The organism is Bacterioplanoides sp., assembly GCF_965226395.1.
Taxonomy (GTDB): Bacteria; Pseudomonadota; Gammaproteobacteria; order Pseudomonadales; family Oceanobacteraceae; genus Bacterioplanoides.
In genome coordinates, this window is record NZ_OZ245358.1 from 2,151,946 (window position 1) to 2,166,596 (window position 14,651).

Sequence of the window (14,651 nt, forward strand, 5' to 3'; positions counted from 1 at the left end):
GTAGTAATGAGGGCAGTTTGCGCAACTCAGTGAAGGGGTGCAAGTCGTGCTCAGGCCGGATAATGTTTTTCTGTACCGCTTCTCCGATACTGTTCGAAGTGCTGTAGTTCCCACGGGCGAATCGCTAACACCATACTGGCGCCATGCCGTTGCTCAAGTGGCAGGTTAAGGTCTTCATCATGAAGGTGGCGAAAATCCTGCGCCAGTCGCTTTATTTTCTGATGCATTAATTTGTTTGAATCCACCGAAATCATGCCGGTTACGAACAAACGTAATTCGCCGGTTTGGGTGAAATGACAATTGAAGAAATCCGTTTGTACCTGAGATTCAAAATACGTCTGAATGGGCCCGCTTTTTTGCCACTCAAAGTCCTGGCTGACTAACGGTTTGATACGGTTATTGGGTAATAACTCGATGAAGCCAATTTTATCCAGTCGTGTGAGCTTTGATATTAATTCAGGCTGCTCAAAGTCATAAGTCTTAAGTATCTCTTCGAATGTCCAGTGATTAAGACTGGTAAAGGCCGCAATCATCAGTTTGGTATCCGCGACTAACTCGGCCTCATGTGCAAGGCTAAGCTGATCAATCTGTTTGGCGGTACCGATATGTCGAAGCACATCGCTGATCTCCATACCCAGCAGGGCGCATATCTGATCGAGACGTTGCAGTGACAGCTGTTGCTGGGCAAATAAGCGCTTCACGCTTGCTTCTGATAGCTCCAGTTGCCGGGCGACATCGGCATAAGTGATACGGCTCTCTCGCAGCAGTTGTTTCAGGTGAGTAATAATTGCCTGTGTCTGGGCCATGTTGGATCTCATGAAAGTATCGAATAATGATGCTCTGCAGCTCAGATAATACTACTTTGTATTTTTAAGTTGTCTATATCAATCCTTTTGGCCAATGTGTTCTCCGTTGAATACATAAACGGAGGTCAACATGCTCGACAACATACAAAGTAATTCCACCGGCTGGTTGTTCTATGTGAAAACGTCTTTTGCTTTAGCCATCGTGGCGATGACGGTTGGCATTGTATTTTCCCCGATCGACTTAATGGTGAAAGGTTATCTGACCATGAGCGCCCTGTTTCTGGTGAGCTCTACGATTACGTTATCGAAAACCATGCGAGATGAGCATGAGAGTGAAAAACTTCTGAATAAAATTAATGAAGCAAAAACCCAGCAACTTATTAAAGAATATGCGGAATAAATTTTTATTCTGCCGGTGCTCTTTTATGGGCCTGTGGTTATGGCTCTGGGGTTATAGGCTTGAGGCTATTATCTGAAGATTAGGGAGTTAGGTTATGAATTTATGGCGAAAATTAAGCACACTGTTTAAGGCATCAGCCCAGGAGCCTTTAGAAGGGCTGGTTGATGCCAATGGTATTCGTATTTTTGAGCAGGAAATTCGCCAGGCGGAGCAGGCCATGATGCGTTCAAAGCACGAGCTGGCGAGTGTGATGGCTGAGAAAAAACAGCTGCAGCGGCAAGTAAAAGAACGAACTGGCGACATCGAAATCCATGAGAATTACGCCATTGAAGCTCTGAATAAGCATGACGAGGAGCTGGCTGCTGAGCTGGCTGAACGAATTGCCGATGATGAAGAGCTGTTAAAGGAGCAACAGCAGCAACTGCAATATATCAGTGAACAAGAACAGCAATTAAATAAGCATTTAAAAAATGCAGCGAAAATGATTGCTCATTATCAAAACGAATTACGCTTGGTTAAAGCCAATCAAAGTGCAGAAAGTGCTATTAAACAGTTGCGTGGGTCGTCGGGTAGCCTAGGGACAAACCTGGCTGATATGTCGGAATCGCTAAAGCGTATCAAATCCCGCCAGCAGCATGCGTCGGATGTGGATAACGCTTTGCAGGACGTGGAAGCGCTGCACAGTGATGAGGACCTGAAAACCCGTTTAAGAGCACGAGGTATTGCTACCGGAGAGTCCAGCGTTGAATCCGTGTTAGAGCGGCTTAAGAAAAAGCAGGTGGTGGTGTAGGGTGTGGTTTATTGGGTGAGGGTACCTGTTACGGTACCCTCAAGCAGATCAGGCAACTTTCTTGCCGGTCAGCTTCTCGTATTTAGCTTCCAGCTCTTCCTGGGTTTCCATGTTGTTGTCATCCTGAGGGATGCAGTCAACCGGGCATACCAGTTGGCATTGAGGCTCATCGTAATGACCAACACACTCGGTGCACTTGGATGGCTCAATTTCATAAATTTCTTCACCCGCAGAAATGGCTTCATTCGGGCATTCAGGTTCACATACATCACAGTTGATGCATTCATCGGTAATAATCAGAGCCATGGCTCACCTCTCATCAAAAGGTTGTCTGCTTATGGTGCAGACTTATTTGTTCAGAACGCTCCTTTGCAAAGCTTTGGCAACTGCCGGATGAACGAAGTTGCTGACGTCTCCGTCTAAAGCAGCGATCTCTCTCACAAGCGTAGAAGAAATATAGGAGTGTTTCTCGGCCGGAGTCAGAAACATACTCTCCACATTCGGTGCCAACACACGGTTCATATTGGCCAGTTGAAATTCGTACTCAAAATCCGACACTGCCCGCAGGCCGCGTAAGATAATGTTGGCTTGTTTTTCCTGCACAAACTCAGCCAGTAAGTTGTTGAAGCCGGTTACCTCAACGTTGTGCAAATGCCCTAAAACCTCTTCCGCCAGATCGACACGAGTCGCGAGATCCAGCATGGGTTTTTTCTTGGGGCTGTCGGCCACGGCCAGAATAATATGGTCGAACATCCGGGCAGCACGTTCCACCAGGTCGGTATGACCATTGGTAATCGGATCAAATGTGCCAGGGTAAACAACGATATTCATAGCTGAGCCTTCTCATCAGAAATCCGGCGCATAGTAAACAAATTCTGCCTGTTGCTCAATAAAGCTTCTAAACTGAACAGAAAGCCACCGCCATGGCTGTCCGGCAGGAATAATAAACAGGGGAAGGTATGCCGAAGTTTCTGATTGTTGAAGACAGCAGTGTCATTTTGAAGATACTGAAACACATCGCTCGCCAGGAGCTGCCGTTTGAAGTGATTTATGCCATGAACATGGCAGAAGCACTGGAGTTGTATGAGACTCACCGACACGAGCTGGTGGCCGGGCTGATTGATCTGGCGTTGCCGGATGCCCCCGATGGTGAGCTGGTGGATTATCTGCTCAAGGAAGGGTTGCCAGTAGTGGTACTGACGGGCACCAGTGACGAACAGACCCGCCAGTCATTGCTGCAGAAAGGGGTTGCGGACTACGTCATCAAAGAAACCCGGTTCTCCTATCAGTACGCCATTCAGATGCTGCACCGGCTGGACAAAAACCGTGAGGTTGACGTGCTGGTGGTGGAAGATTCACGCACCTATCGCAACTACCTGGTCAACCTGCTGGGACTGCACCGCTATCGGGTGCACCAGGCTGAAGACGGAGTGCAGGCTTTGCAGGTACTGCATCAGAACCCGGGCATTCAGCTGGTGATCTCAGATTACCATATGCCCAATATGGATGGTTTCGAGCTGGTACAGGCGATTCGTCATCAGTTTGAGAAGCGTAATCTGGCGGTGATTGGTTTATCCGGCCAGGAAGATGCGTCGTTATCGGTGAAGTTTATTAAAAACGGCGCCAATGACTTTCTGACCAAACCTTTCCAGCAGGAAGAGTTCTTCTGCCGTGTTACCAACAATATTGAAGCGCTGGAAAATATGGAGCGGCTGCATCATCAGGCAACCCGTGACTATCTGACCGGTTTGTACAATCGCCGCTACTTTACCGAAGAGGCTGAACAGCAGTTGCACAAATGCCAGCGCGAGGGCACGCCGGTCAGCCTGGTGGTGCTGGATATCGACTTCTTTAAAGGCATTAACGATGAATACGGCCATCTGGCTGGTGATCAGGTGTTGCAGCAGATGGCGCATTATCTGGAAGACGGATTAGGGCGGTTTCTGGTGGCTCGTACCGGGGGCGAAGAATTTTCAGTGCTGCTGTCCGGGCTGGATAACGAAAAAGCCGTTAGCCTGATGAATGGTTTTCGCCAGGGCATTCAGGAGCGTATTTTTGAAATACCGGACGACTTTGTGCGGCTGACGGTTTCTGCTGGTGTATCGACGTTAACCGATACCCCCTTATCCCTCGAACAATTGTTTGCCCGGGCGGATGAACAGCTGTATCAGGCGAAAGAGGCTGGCAGGAATCTGGTGATGGGATTTGAGTAAGCCGTTTCTGAATAACCGTTTTTGATGAAACCGTGGCCGCTAACCGGAAATGATTGTAATCTCAGGGGCTTATCTCAGTAACTAACTTCAATAACTAAGGTTTCGCCCATGTCTGAAGATACTATTTTCGGAAAAATTGCCCGCGGTGAGATGGACGCCAATATCGTCTACGAAGATGATCAGTGTCTCGCCTTCCGTGATCTTTACCCGGCTGCGCCGATGCATATTCTGGTGATTCCACGCAAACCCATTCCTCGTTTGTGTGATGCCGAAGAAGACGATAAAGCGTTGCTCGGGCATCTGATGCTGGCGGCCAATAAAGTCGCTGAGCAGGAAGGTCTGGGAGATAAATTCCGCTTAGTGGTGAATAACGGTGCTGATGCCGGGCAAAGTGTTTTCCACCTGCATTTACACGTTATTGGCGGTCGCTCGTTAAAATGGCCTCCGGGCTGATTTCCCTGCCAATCATTACCCAGCAAACTAAGTCCTGAATATGCAATTTACTGATGTGATGGCGCGCCTGCACGATGGCCGCCAGCTTTGTTTTGATCACTGGCAGATTCAGCCGGGTGAATACTGGGCCATTACCGGTACCAATGGTAGCGGCAAAACGGCACTGTCCTGTTTATTTGCCGACGAGTTACGGCTGAGCCATGGTCAGGTGTCGGGCTTGCCGCAGAGTGTGGCGTATGTCTCGCTTGAAGCTCAGGCAGCCCAGATCGAGTTTGAGCGTAAACAAGACGAAAGTGATCTCAATGATTGCCCCGACTTCGGAACCCGGGTGCGGGATTTGTTGCAGCCGCTCGACGCCCAGGTTAACCACTGGATTGATGCGCTGAGTATTCGTCATTTACTGGATCAGGGCTTCCGCGCGTTATCCACCGGGGAAAGCCGCAAGGTGTTATGGATCAACAGTTTACGCCAGCAGCCGGATTTGCTGGTGCTGGACGAGCCATTAGAAGGATTGGATCAGAACAGCCGTCATGCGCTCAGCGATGAGCTGGAGCGTATTCAGCAGCAGGGTCAGGCCATTGTCTGGGTCGCTAACCGGCTGGATGAACTGCCGCCGTGGATTACTCACGTCGTCTTTATGCACGAAGGCCAGATGTTGTATTGCGATCGCAAAGCCACCGTACTGGCGCAGCCGGAAGTGGCTGGCCTGATGCACTTTGATCGTGATCTGGCACCCTTCCCTGAGGCGATCCATCAGTACGATTTAGCGCCGGAGCAGCCACTGTTACGGCTCACCGATGTCAGCATTCGCTATCAGGAACGGACCCTGTTTGATCAGCTTAACTGGCAAGTTGAGCCGGGCCAGCACTGGGCCATTCAGGGGCCTAACGGCTGTGGTAAAACCAGCTTATTACAGCTGATCACCGGCGATAACCCACAATGCTACCGCAACGACTTGTGGCTGTTTGGTATGCAAAGGGGTAGCGGCGAGACCATCTGGGATATCAAAAAACACATCGGCATCGTATCGGCCTCGCTGCAGTGGGAATACCGCGCCACCACCAATGTACTGAGCACCGTTATATCCGGTTTATACGACAGTATTGGTTTGTATCAGGCAACCGGCGATAGCGATAAACAGTTAGCGTTACAGTGGCTGGAGCTGATTGGGTTGCGCGATAAAGCCAATCAGAGTCTGCAGCATCTGTCTTATGGTGAGCAGCGTCTGGTGCTGATTGCCCGGGCGCTCATCAAACAGCCGCCGCTGCTGATTCTGGATGAACCCTGCCAGGGGTTGGATGACCCTAGTCGTCAGCTGGTGTTGTCCTTTATTCAGCGTTTGGCCCAGCAGCAACGGGTGACCTTGCTGTACATCACTCATCTGGCGGATGAAATCCCGGCTGCAATTCAGCAGCGTTTACAGTTTGACTTAAACGATGGTTACAGCCAGATACGCATTTCTACCGACTGATTACAGCATTCCCGTTGTTGATTGCTAGACTGAAAATAACGATAAAAGAGTAACCTCGATTGTGATTGGCTCCATTACCAAAACACGGAATGGTCGGCAATTTCAGGTCAATAAGCGACACACGCGCAAGCGCCTGGATGTGTCAGAGCTAACGATAGGGATGCATATTGTTGAACTGGACCGACCGTGGATAGAATCGCCATTTTTATTTCAGGGCTTTCTGCTGGAAAGTGCTGACGATATTCGTATGGTTCAGGAAGTGTGCTCCTGGGTCTATGTCGATGTGTTGGAAGAAGAATGGTTGGAGCACTCGGGAAGTGCCCCGGGAAAACCACAATCGCGCCATCGCTTTGTTGAAAAACAACAAATGGCGCAACAGCTGACCCAGGCTAACCGTACTTATCAGGCAACCAAAACGCAGGTGAAAACCCTGCTGAATAATGCCTTTTTGGGCCAGGCGATGAATCTGGAAGGTGCCAAAGCCGCGGTCAAAGACTGTGTTGACCGGGTGATTCATAACCCCAATGCCATTCTCTGGCTGACCCGTTTAAAACAGCAGGATGAATACACCGCCGAGCACTCCGTTAATGTGTGTCTGCTATCGATTGCTCTGGGCCGGGAAATGGGGTTGGCACCTTACGAGCTGGAAAATATCGGCATATGTGGCCTGATGCACGACATCGGTAAAATGAAAGTTCCGCCGGAAATTCTCAATAAACCCGGGCCGCTGGATCCGCAGGAATTTGAGGAGATGGCCCGTCATACCAGCTATGCAAAACAGTTACTGATGGGGCGCTCGGATATATACCCCGGTGCCGTCGATGTGGCTTATACCCACCATGAACGTCTGGATGGTAAAGGTTATCCACGCCGTTTGGGTGCCAGCAAAATCTCTCTGTTCACCCGGATTGTAACGGTCACTGATGCTTATGATGCCATGACCAGCGATCGTTGCTATCAGAAAGGCATGTCGTCGATCGATGCCCTGAAAATTATCAACCGCCATACCGGCACTCAGTTTGATGCCGAGGTTGCGCGCCAGTTTATTGCCATGATTGGTCTGTACCCACCGGGGTATCTGATTGAAATGACCAATGGCGAAGTGGGCATTATTCTGTCGTCTGACCCCGGCTTCTCACTCAAACCCAAAGCCATCATGGTGTTGGGGCCGGATAAAGAACCCCAGCCAGAACGCATTATTAACCTCGCCAATTCGCCTCAGGATGATCAGGGTGAGTTCTATAAAGCGGCTGGCGTATTCCGCAGTGGCACCTTTGGAGTACATGTAAATGATTACATTTCTAAAGGTCTGAGAATCAAAGGGTTTGAATTCAGCCTGTCGGAATAACCTTCTACAAACAACTCCCTCCTGATTTATCACTTTGTCCAAATTGTTTGTTCTCTATGGAATTGCTGGTAAGGTTGCTGCCTGTATTTTCGGCAAGATTACGTATTTTGATGGATTTTTGTGCAGTTTTTAGGTGTTTTTACCTATTAAATCATCCCCGTATGCAATGGCATTGCTTGATGTTTAGATATCAATTGTTTAGCCTTATATCTAAATGAATATTCAATCAGCGCCATGAATCGTCCAAAACAGCAACATCAGCGTCGTGAAGATATTGTTCAGGCGACACTGAAATCCATAGAGTTGTATGGTCTTTCCGGGACCACTATCAAAACCATCAGTGCTCTGGCCGATATCTCGGTTGGCCTGATTAACCATCATTTTGGTTCCAAGCAGAAGTTACTGGAATCCGCCGTTCGCTTTTTACTGGAGCAGCTGCGCAGCGGTTTGTTACAGCATCTGGCGTCGGAGGGTGATATTTCTGCGAAAGAACGTCTGTATCGCATCGTCGAAACCAATTTCACCAGCTTTCAACAGTCACCATCGGCTTCCCGCACCTGGTTGTGTTTCTGGGCCGAAGCAGCGCACAGCCCAGAGCTGTCACGCTTACAGCAAATCAACAGCCGTCGCTTATACAGCAATCTGCTGCATTCTTACCGGGCTCTGATGCCTCGTCAGCAAGCGCTTATGGCAGCTGAAATGACAGCCTCGATGATTGATGGTTATTGGTTGAGAAGCACCCTGAGCAGTTCTCCGGAGCAAGCGTTTATCAACGCTGAGCAGCATTGCAAAACCTTTATTGATACCTTGCTGGTTAATGCGGAGCATTAGGAATTACCCATGACCCTGAAGAATTTTATTAACGGCCGGTATCTGAGCAATCAGACCGGTGAAACCTTTGACGTGATTAACCCGGCAACGGCTGAAGTCACGTATCAGGTAGAAGTCGCCGACAGTTTTGTGCAACAACAAGCCATTGAGAGTGCCCAGCAAGGTTTTCAACAATGGTCGGCGATGAGCGGTATTGAGCGCAGTCGTATTCTCAATAAAGCGGTGTCTTTACTGCGAGAACGTAATGATGAGCTGGCCAGGCTGGAAGTGCTGGATACCGGTAAACCCTGGCAGGAAGCCAGTGTGGTGGATGTGGTTACGGGCGCTGATGCGATCGAATTTTTTGCCGGATTAGCGCCCTCCATCGAGGGTAATCAACAAGATCTGGGTGGTGATTTTTATTACACCCGACGTGAACCACTGGGTATTTGTGCTGGTATTGGTGCCTGGAATTATCCGTTACAAATCGCTTGCTGGAAATCAGCGCCTGCACTGGCGTGTGGTAACGCCATGATCTTTAAACCCTCGGAAGAAACCCCGATAGGGGCCTGTAAACTGGCAGAAATATTTATTGAAGCTGGCGTACCTGCGGGTGTGTTTAATGTGGTACACGGCGCACGTGAGGTGGGTGAATGGTTAACGCATAGCCCTGAGATTGAAAAAATTTCGTTTACCGGTGAAGTCGGTACCGGCAAACGTGTTATGGCAGCGGCGGCCACTACCCTAAAAGATGTGACTATGGAGTTGGGTGGTAAATCGCCGTTAATCGTTTTTGATGATGCCGATATTGATGAAGCCGTCAGCGCAGCGATGTTAGGTAATTTTTATACTCAGGGGGAAATCTGCACCAACGGCACCCGGGTATTTTTACAAGCAGGTATCAAAGATCAGTTTCTTGAAAAGCTGAAGCAGCGAACTGAGCAAAATATTGTTGCTGGTGATCCGCTTGATCCTGAAGTGAATTTTGGTGCGTTAATTTCTGCAAAACACTATCAGCAAGTGCTGGATTATATTGCAACCGCTAAAGCCGAAGGTGCCTCGTTATTATGCGGTGGCGAAGCTTTAAAACCACACTCAGCACCAGACGGTTTTTTTGTTGCCCCTACGGTGTTTGTTGATTGCCATGATGAGATGACCATCGTTAAAGAAGAAATTTTTGGCCCGGTGATGTCGGTGCTGGAATTTGAAACCGAAGACGAAGTAATTCAGCGCGCCAATAATACCCACCTGGGGTTAGCGGCTGGTGTATTCAGTAAGGATATTCGTCGTGCGCACCGTGTGATTCATCAGTTACAGGCCGGTATTTGCTGGATTAATGCTTATGGTGCATCGCCCGCGGAGATGCCCGTCGGAGGTTATAAACAATCCGGTATTGGTCGTGAAAATGGCTTAGCAACACTGAATCACTATACCCAGCTAAAAGCGGTGTATGTTGGAATGAACCCGCTGGAAAGCCCTTTTTAAGTATGTTGTCATGAAAGAAAGCTATGATTTTATTATTGTTGGCGCCGGTTCCGCGGGTTGTGTGTTAGCCAATCGTTTATCGGAAAATCCACAATATTCCGTACTGTTAATTGAAACCGGTGGCAGCGATAAAAGTATTTTTATTCAGATGCCAACCGCGTTATCCATTCCGATGAATACCGAAAAATACGCCTGGCAGTATCATACGGTAGAAGAACCGTATCTGGATAAGCGTATTATGCATTGCCCGCGTGGCAAAGTGCTGGGTGGTTCATCCTCGATTAACGGCATGGTGTATGTGCGTGGTCACGCCCGAGACTTTGATGAATGGGCACAACACGGCGCTGAAAACTGGGATTATTCACACTGCTTGCCTTATTTTAAAAAAGCCGATGATTGGGCTTTTGGTACGGATGAATACCGCAGCCAGGGTGGGCCGTTAGGGGTGAATAACGGCAACCAGATGAAAAACCCACTTTATAAAGCCTTTATTAAAGCAGGGCAGCAAGCCGGTTACGATTTTACCGACGATTATAATGGTAAACAGCAGGAAGGCTTTGGTGCCATGCATATGACGGTTAAAAACGGTCTGCGCTGGTCTACCGCTAATGCCTATTTACGTCCGGCGATGCAACGTTCGAACCTGACGGTCATTACCAAAGCTCAGGTGCATAAAGTTCTGCTGGAAAAAACCGAACAGGGGCCAAAAGCGATTGGCGTGGAATATCGTCATAACAATACGGTCTTGCAGGTAACAGCCAATAAAGAAGTGATTTTAAGTGCAGGCTCCATTGGCTCACCGCATCTTCTGCAATTATCTGGTATTGGTGATGCTGAGGTGCTGACCAACGCCGGTGTTGAAGTTCAGCATGAGCTGCCTGGGGTTGGCAAAAATCTACAGGATCATCTGGAATTTTATTTTCAGTTTAAATGCAAACAGCCCATTACTCTGAACAGTAAATTGGGGCTGTGGAGTAAATTCTTAATTGGCTCTCGCTGGTTCTTTAGTAAAACCGGTTTGGGGGCAACCAATCATTTTGAATCCTGTGGTTTTATTCGTTCCAAGGCCGGTGTTGAATGGCCAGATTTGCAATACCATTTCTTACCCGCCGCCATGCGTTACGACGGTCAGGCGGCGTTTGATGGTCATGGTTTTCAGGTGCATATTGGTCACAATAAACCCAAAAGCCGGGGTCATGTGCATATTAAAAGTGCTGACCCGCAGCAACATCCTGAAATTCTGTTTAATTATCTGCAGCACGATGACGATATCGAAGGCTTCCGCGATTGTGTGAAGCGCACACGTGAGATTATTGGTCAGGCGGCGTTTGATGATTATCGTGATGGTGAAATTCAGCCCGGTGAACATATTCAAACCGATGAACAAATCGATCAGTTTGTGCGCGCCAATGTTGAAAGTGCCTATCACCCCTCTTGCTCCTGCCGTATGGGGGAAGATGAGATGGCGGTGGTGAACTCCAATACTCAGGTGCACGGCGTACAAGGACTACGGGTGGTGGACTCGTCGATTTTTCCAACCATCCCGAATGGTAATTTAAATGCACCCACCATTATGACAGCAGAACGTGCGGCGGATTTAATCAAACAACACCATGATCCGGCTTATGTCATGTTGCCAGCCAGTCGTGCTGAGGTTGGTATGGACCAGCAATGGCAAGAGCGGCAACGTGCCAATACGCCACAGCGCCAGGTTCGTTAATTTCATAATAATAAAGCTGGTATCAGCCAGCGCTTAGCAATAATCAGATCGTAAAAGGTAACCACGGAGAAGAAGGTATGAAAATCAAACAGGCAATTTGCTCAGTATTAATTTCAGGGGCCGCTTTATCTTTGCCAGCCCTGTCTCAGGCAGACGAGTGCGGCACCGTTCGCTTCTCTGATGTTGGATGGACCGACATCACAGCAACCACTGCGGTGGCTTCTGTGGTGCTGGAAAGCATTGGCTATCGCACAGAAACTCAGGTTTTGTCGGTACCGGTAACGTATAAGTCGCTGGAGAACAAGGATATCGATGTTTTTCTGGGAAACTGGATGCCAACCATGGAAGCCGATATTAAACCCTACCGTGAGCGTGGCACCGTCGAAACACTGGTGACCAACCTAGAAGGGGCAAAATACACCTTAGCGGTACCGCAATATGTTTATGATGCTGGTGTAAAAAGTTTTGCTGATATTGCCAAGTATGCCGACAAATTTGATAGCAAAATTTATGGCATTGAGCCGGGCAATGATGGCAATCGCTTAATTCAGAGCATGATTGATCAGAATGCGTTTGGCCTGAAAGGCTTTGAAGTGGTTGAGTCCAGCGAAGCGGGCATGTTGTCACAGGTGAAGCGTAAAACCCGCCGTGATAAGTGGATTGTTTTCCTGGGTTGGGAGCCACACCCGATGAACGCTAACTTTGAGCTGGCTTATCTGGAAGGCGGCGACGACTTCTTTGGCCCGAATCTGGGTGGCGCCGTGGTTGATACCAATGTGCGTAAAGGTTACGCCCAAGCGTGTCCGAATGTCGGCCAATTCCTGAAAAATCTGACGTTTACACTGCAGGCCGAAAACGAAATTATGGCGGCCATTCTGGATGATGGACAAAAGCCAGAAGTAGCAGCTAAAGCCTGGATTAAGAAAAATCCGGATGTGCTGAATGGCTGGTTAAAAGGTGTGACGACCAAAGATGGTGCCGAGGCACTGAAATCCGCAATCGCATTAACTGAATAAGTGATGTGACTTGTGATCAGGGTGAGTTGATTCTCACCCTGCTTCTTAGCTAATGATTCAAACAATGGCTGTACTGACTTTAATATGGCCGTGGCAGGTAAATACGTGGAAGATTATAAAATCCCATTAGGGGATTACACCGAAATATTTTTTGACTGGCTGGTTGATAATGCCGCCGGTTTCTTTGATGTAATTTCGGATTCTCTGGAATGGCTGATTAGTTTATTAACCTCTGGCTTGCTATGGCTGCACCCGGCTGCGTTTATTGTATTGGTTGGTGCCGTTGCATTTAAAGTACACCGTTCTGTTTCATTGGTTATTTTTTCGTTGGCTTCCTTATTATTAATCTGGAATCTGGGGTATTGGCAGGAAACCATGGAGACATTATCTCTGGTGTTATATGCCACCTTTTTTTGTATGTTAATTGGTTTGCCTATGGGTATTTATGCGGCGCATCATCCCTGGTTATACCGTGTATTACGCCCGGTATTGGATTTAATGCAGACCGTTCCAACCTTTGTTTATCTGATTCCGACGTTAACGTTATTTGGTTTAGGTGTTGTACCGGGATTAATTTCCACCATTATTTTTGCGATTGCCGCTCCGGTGCGGCTGACGTACCTGGGCATCTCCGAAGTGCCCAAAGAGCTGATTGAAGCCGGGCAATCGTTCGGAGCAACCAAAACACAATTGTTATTCCGTATCGAATTACCGGCTGCCGCCAGCAGTATCGCTGCCGGAGTCACGCAGTGCATTATGTTATCACTCTCAATGGTGGTAATTGCGGCACTGGTTGGTGCTGATGGTTTAGGAAAACCTGTGGTGCGTGCCTTAAATACCGTTGATATTGCCAGTGGTTTTGAAGCGGGTTTAGCCATTGTCTTACTGGCGATTTTGTTAGACCGCCTGTTTAAACAGAAACAACAGGTGAGCGTATGATTGAGATCAAAAATCTGGACGTCATTTTTGGTGATAAGCCGGATGCGGCATTGGCGTTACTGGATCAAGGCAGTAATCGTGAACAGATACTGGAAAAAACCGGCCAGGTGTTGGGTGTTAAGGGTGCATCACTCAAGGTTGAACGGGGTGAAATCTGTGTCTTAATGGGATTATCTGGTTCCGGTAAATCCAGTTTATTACGCTGTGTTAATGGTCTGAACCCAATCTCTCGCGGTGAAGTGAATATCGAATATCAGGGCAAGATGATTAACTTTGCCGAAGCCGATGCCACAACACAACGTGAACTGCGGATGAAAACCATTTCAATGGTGTTTCAGAAATTTGCCCTGATGCCTTGGTTAAGCGTGGCTGAAAATGTCTCGATGCCGCTTGAATTGCAGGGCATGGATAAAAAAGAAATTAAAAGCCGGGTGCAACAACAACTGGATATTGTTGGCCTGACGGAATGGGCAGAGCATAAACCCGGTCAATTATCCGGTGGGATGCAGCAGCGGGTTGGACTGGCCCGGGCGCTGGCCAGTGAGTCGGATATCTTATTGATGGATGAGCCATTCTCTGCACTTGATCCATTAATACGCAGTCAGTTACAGGATGAATTACTGCAATTGCAGAAGCAGTTAAATAAAACCATTATTTTTGTCTCGCATGATCTGGACGAGGCGTTAAAAATTGGCAACCATATTGCCATTATGAAAGATGGTGAAATTGTCCAGCATGGTAATCCGCAAGATATTGTGATGAACCCGGCGAATGATTATGTTCGCGAGTTTGTGGCACACACCAATCCAATGAATGTGTTGCTGGCAAAAGATCTGATGCGGTCGTTAGCTGAACTGGAACAAACCGATAAAGGTTTCCGTTTAAGTAAGCGACATGACTATTGGCTGTCTGCTGATAAAAATGCAATTATTTATCGTGATCAGGAAACACCACTTCAGAAACAAACAATTCAGAAAACCCCGGAAGGTCAGAATAATTTTATATACGCAGCAACCGGTACCATTGTCAGTGCCGACACTTCCATGCGAGAAGTGCTGGAAATTCGTTATGAAACCGATCATGCTGTGTTTATCGAAGAAAATAATAAGATCGTTGGATTTATAGGCGACAGAGAACTGTTTCATTCGTTATTGGGAAAAATGCTCGATAACGATTAATTGCTCAGCTCATATAAAAGGA

General features: G+C 48.0%; 15 protein-coding genes. 12 read left to right on the plus strand and 3 right to left on the minus strand.

Annotated features, from left to right (window positions below):
• Positions 1-50: 50 nt before the first annotated feature.
• Positions 51-806: a helix-turn-helix domain-containing protein gene (locus ACO05E_RS09870; RefSeq protein ID WP_419812761.1), complete on the minus strand. Its 756-nt coding sequence runs from the start codon at positions 804-806 to the stop codon at positions 51-53.
• Between the two features lie 130 nt (positions 807-936).
• Here ACO05E_RS09870 and ACO05E_RS09875 point away from each other — a divergent pair, with 130 nt between their 5' ends.
• Positions 937-1,206 (plus strand): YiaA/YiaB family inner membrane protein, encoded by a 270-nt coding sequence (locus ACO05E_RS09875; RefSeq protein ID WP_419812762.1) that lies wholly within the window; start codon positions 937-939, stop codon positions 1,204-1,206.
• Between the two features lie 94 nt (positions 1,207-1,300).
• Complete coding sequence (locus ACO05E_RS09880; protein WP_419812763.1) at positions 1,301-1,996, plus strand: PspA/IM30 family protein; 696 nt, start codon at positions 1,301-1,303, stop codon at positions 1,994-1,996.
• Positions 1,997-2,044: 48 nt separating this feature from the next.
• On the opposite strand, the gene ACO05E_RS09885 is transcribed toward ACO05E_RS09880, so the two are convergent.
• Entirely contained in the window at positions 2,045-2,302 is a 258-nt protein-coding gene (locus ACO05E_RS09885; protein WP_255858642.1) for a YfhL family 4Fe-4S dicluster ferredoxin, read from the minus strand.
• 42 nt (positions 2,303-2,344) lie between these two features.
• The gene (gene coaD, locus ACO05E_RS09890; protein WP_419812764.1) at positions 2,345-2,827 is read right to left on the minus strand and encodes a pantetheine-phosphate adenylyltransferase; all 483 of its coding nucleotides are present in this window, start codon (positions 2,825-2,827) and stop codon (positions 2,345-2,347) included.
• A gap of 128 nt (positions 2,828-2,955) precedes the next feature.
• Here coaD and ACO05E_RS09895 point away from each other — a divergent pair, with 128 nt between their 5' ends.
• The 10 genes from ACO05E_RS09895 to choV all read left to right on the plus strand — a co-directional run bounded on the left by ACO05E_RS09895 (position 2,956) and on the right by choV (position 14,629).
• Positions 2,956-4,209, plus strand: a complete 1,254-nt coding sequence (locus ACO05E_RS09895; RefSeq protein ID WP_419812765.1) for a diguanylate cyclase — start codon at positions 2,956-2,958, stop codon at positions 4,207-4,209.
• A gap of 108 nt (positions 4,210-4,317) precedes the next feature.
• Entirely contained in the window at positions 4,318-4,662 is a 345-nt protein-coding gene (locus tag ACO05E_RS09900; RefSeq protein ID WP_419812766.1) for a histidine triad nucleotide-binding protein, read from the plus strand.
• Positions 4,663-4,702: 40 nt separating this feature from the next.
• On the plus strand, positions 4,703-6,133 hold the full coding sequence (gene modF / locus ACO05E_RS09905) for a molybdate ABC transporter ATP-binding protein ModF (protein WP_419812767.1): 1,431 nt from the start codon (positions 4,703-4,705) through the stop codon (positions 6,131-6,133).
• 61 nt (positions 6,134-6,194) lie between these two features.
• Complete coding sequence (locus tag ACO05E_RS09910) at positions 6,195-7,481, plus strand: HD-GYP domain-containing protein (protein ID WP_419812768.1); 1,287 nt, start codon at positions 6,195-6,197, stop codon at positions 7,479-7,481.
• 234 nt (positions 7,482-7,715) lie between these two features.
• Positions 7,716-8,312: a transcriptional regulator BetI gene (gene betI / locus ACO05E_RS09915; protein WP_419812769.1), complete on the plus strand. Its 597-nt coding sequence runs from the start codon at positions 7,716-7,718 to the stop codon at positions 8,310-8,312.
• Positions 8,313-8,321: 9 nt separating this feature from the next.
• Positions 8,322-9,776 carry a betaine-aldehyde dehydrogenase gene (betB, locus tag ACO05E_RS09920; protein WP_419812770.1) on the plus strand — a complete coding sequence of 485 codons (1,455 nt, stop codon included), beginning with the start codon at positions 8,322-8,324 and terminating at the stop codon, positions 9,774-9,776.
• A gap of 10 nt (positions 9,777-9,786) precedes the next feature.
• Positions 9,787-11,496, plus strand: a complete 1,710-nt coding sequence (betA, locus tag ACO05E_RS09925) for a choline dehydrogenase (protein ID WP_419812771.1) — start codon at positions 9,787-9,789, stop codon at positions 11,494-11,496.
• A 77-nt stretch (positions 11,497-11,573) separates the two neighbouring features.
• Positions 11,574-12,512 carry a choline ABC transporter substrate-binding protein gene (locus ACO05E_RS09930; protein WP_419812772.1) on the plus strand — a complete coding sequence of 313 codons (939 nt, stop codon included), beginning with the start codon at positions 11,574-11,576 and terminating at the stop codon, positions 12,510-12,512.
• A gap of 84 nt (positions 12,513-12,596) precedes the next feature.
• Positions 12,597-13,451, plus strand: coding sequence for a choline ABC transporter permease subunit (gene choW, locus ACO05E_RS09935; protein WP_419812773.1), 855 nt, complete (start codon positions 12,597-12,599; stop codon positions 13,449-13,451).
• Positions 13,448-14,629, plus strand: coding sequence for a choline ABC transporter ATP-binding protein (choV, locus tag ACO05E_RS09940; protein WP_419812774.1), 1,182 nt, complete (start codon positions 13,448-13,450; stop codon positions 14,627-14,629). Before choW ends, choV begins: the two co-directional genes overlap by 4 nt.
• Positions 14,630-14,651: the final 22 nt, after the last annotated feature.

What these genes read in the sequence shown, in the direction of transcription:
- ACO05E_RS09870 (WP_419812761.1), bottom strand. Translation starts at nt 806, where the DNA reads ATGGCCCAGACACAGGCAATTATTACTCACCTGAAACAACTGCTGCGA.
- ACO05E_RS09875 (WP_419812762.1), top strand. Translation starts at nt 937, where the DNA reads ATGCTCGACAACATACAAAGTAATTCCACCGGCTGGTTGTTCTATGTG.
- ACO05E_RS09880 (WP_419812763.1), top strand. Translation starts at nt 1,301, where the DNA reads ATGAATTTATGGCGAAAATTAAGCACACTGTTTAAGGCATCAGCCCAG.
- ACO05E_RS09885 (WP_255858642.1), bottom strand. Translation starts at nt 2,302, where the DNA reads ATGGCTCTGATTATTACCGATGAATGCATCAACTGTGATGTATGTGAA.
- coaD (WP_419812764.1), bottom strand. Translation starts at nt 2,827, where the DNA reads ATGAATATCGTTGTTTACCCTGGCACATTTGATCCGATTACCAATGGT.
- ACO05E_RS09895 (WP_419812765.1), top strand. Translation starts at nt 2,956, where the DNA reads ATGCCGAAGTTTCTGATTGTTGAAGACAGCAGTGTCATTTTGAAGATA.
- ACO05E_RS09900 (WP_419812766.1), top strand. Translation starts at nt 4,318, where the DNA reads ATGTCTGAAGATACTATTTTCGGAAAAATTGCCCGCGGTGAGATGGAC.
- modF (WP_419812767.1), top strand. Translation starts at nt 4,703, where the DNA reads ATGCAATTTACTGATGTGATGGCGCGCCTGCACGATGGCCGCCAGCTT.
- betI (WP_419812769.1), top strand. Translation starts at nt 7,716, where the DNA reads ATGAATCGTCCAAAACAGCAACATCAGCGTCGTGAAGATATTGTTCAG.
- betB (WP_419812770.1), top strand. Translation starts at nt 8,322, where the DNA reads ATGACCCTGAAGAATTTTATTAACGGCCGGTATCTGAGCAATCAGACC.
- betA (WP_419812771.1), top strand. Translation starts at nt 9,787, where the DNA reads ATGAAAGAAAGCTATGATTTTATTATTGTTGGCGCCGGTTCCGCGGGT.
- ACO05E_RS09930 (WP_419812772.1), top strand. Translation starts at nt 11,574, where the DNA reads ATGAAAATCAAACAGGCAATTTGCTCAGTATTAATTTCAGGGGCCGCT.
- choW (WP_419812773.1), top strand. Translation starts at nt 12,597, where the DNA reads ATGGCCGTGGCAGGTAAATACGTGGAAGATTATAAAATCCCATTAGGG.
- choV (WP_419812774.1), top strand. Translation starts at nt 13,448, where the DNA reads ATGATTGAGATCAAAAATCTGGACGTCATTTTTGGTGATAAGCCGGAT.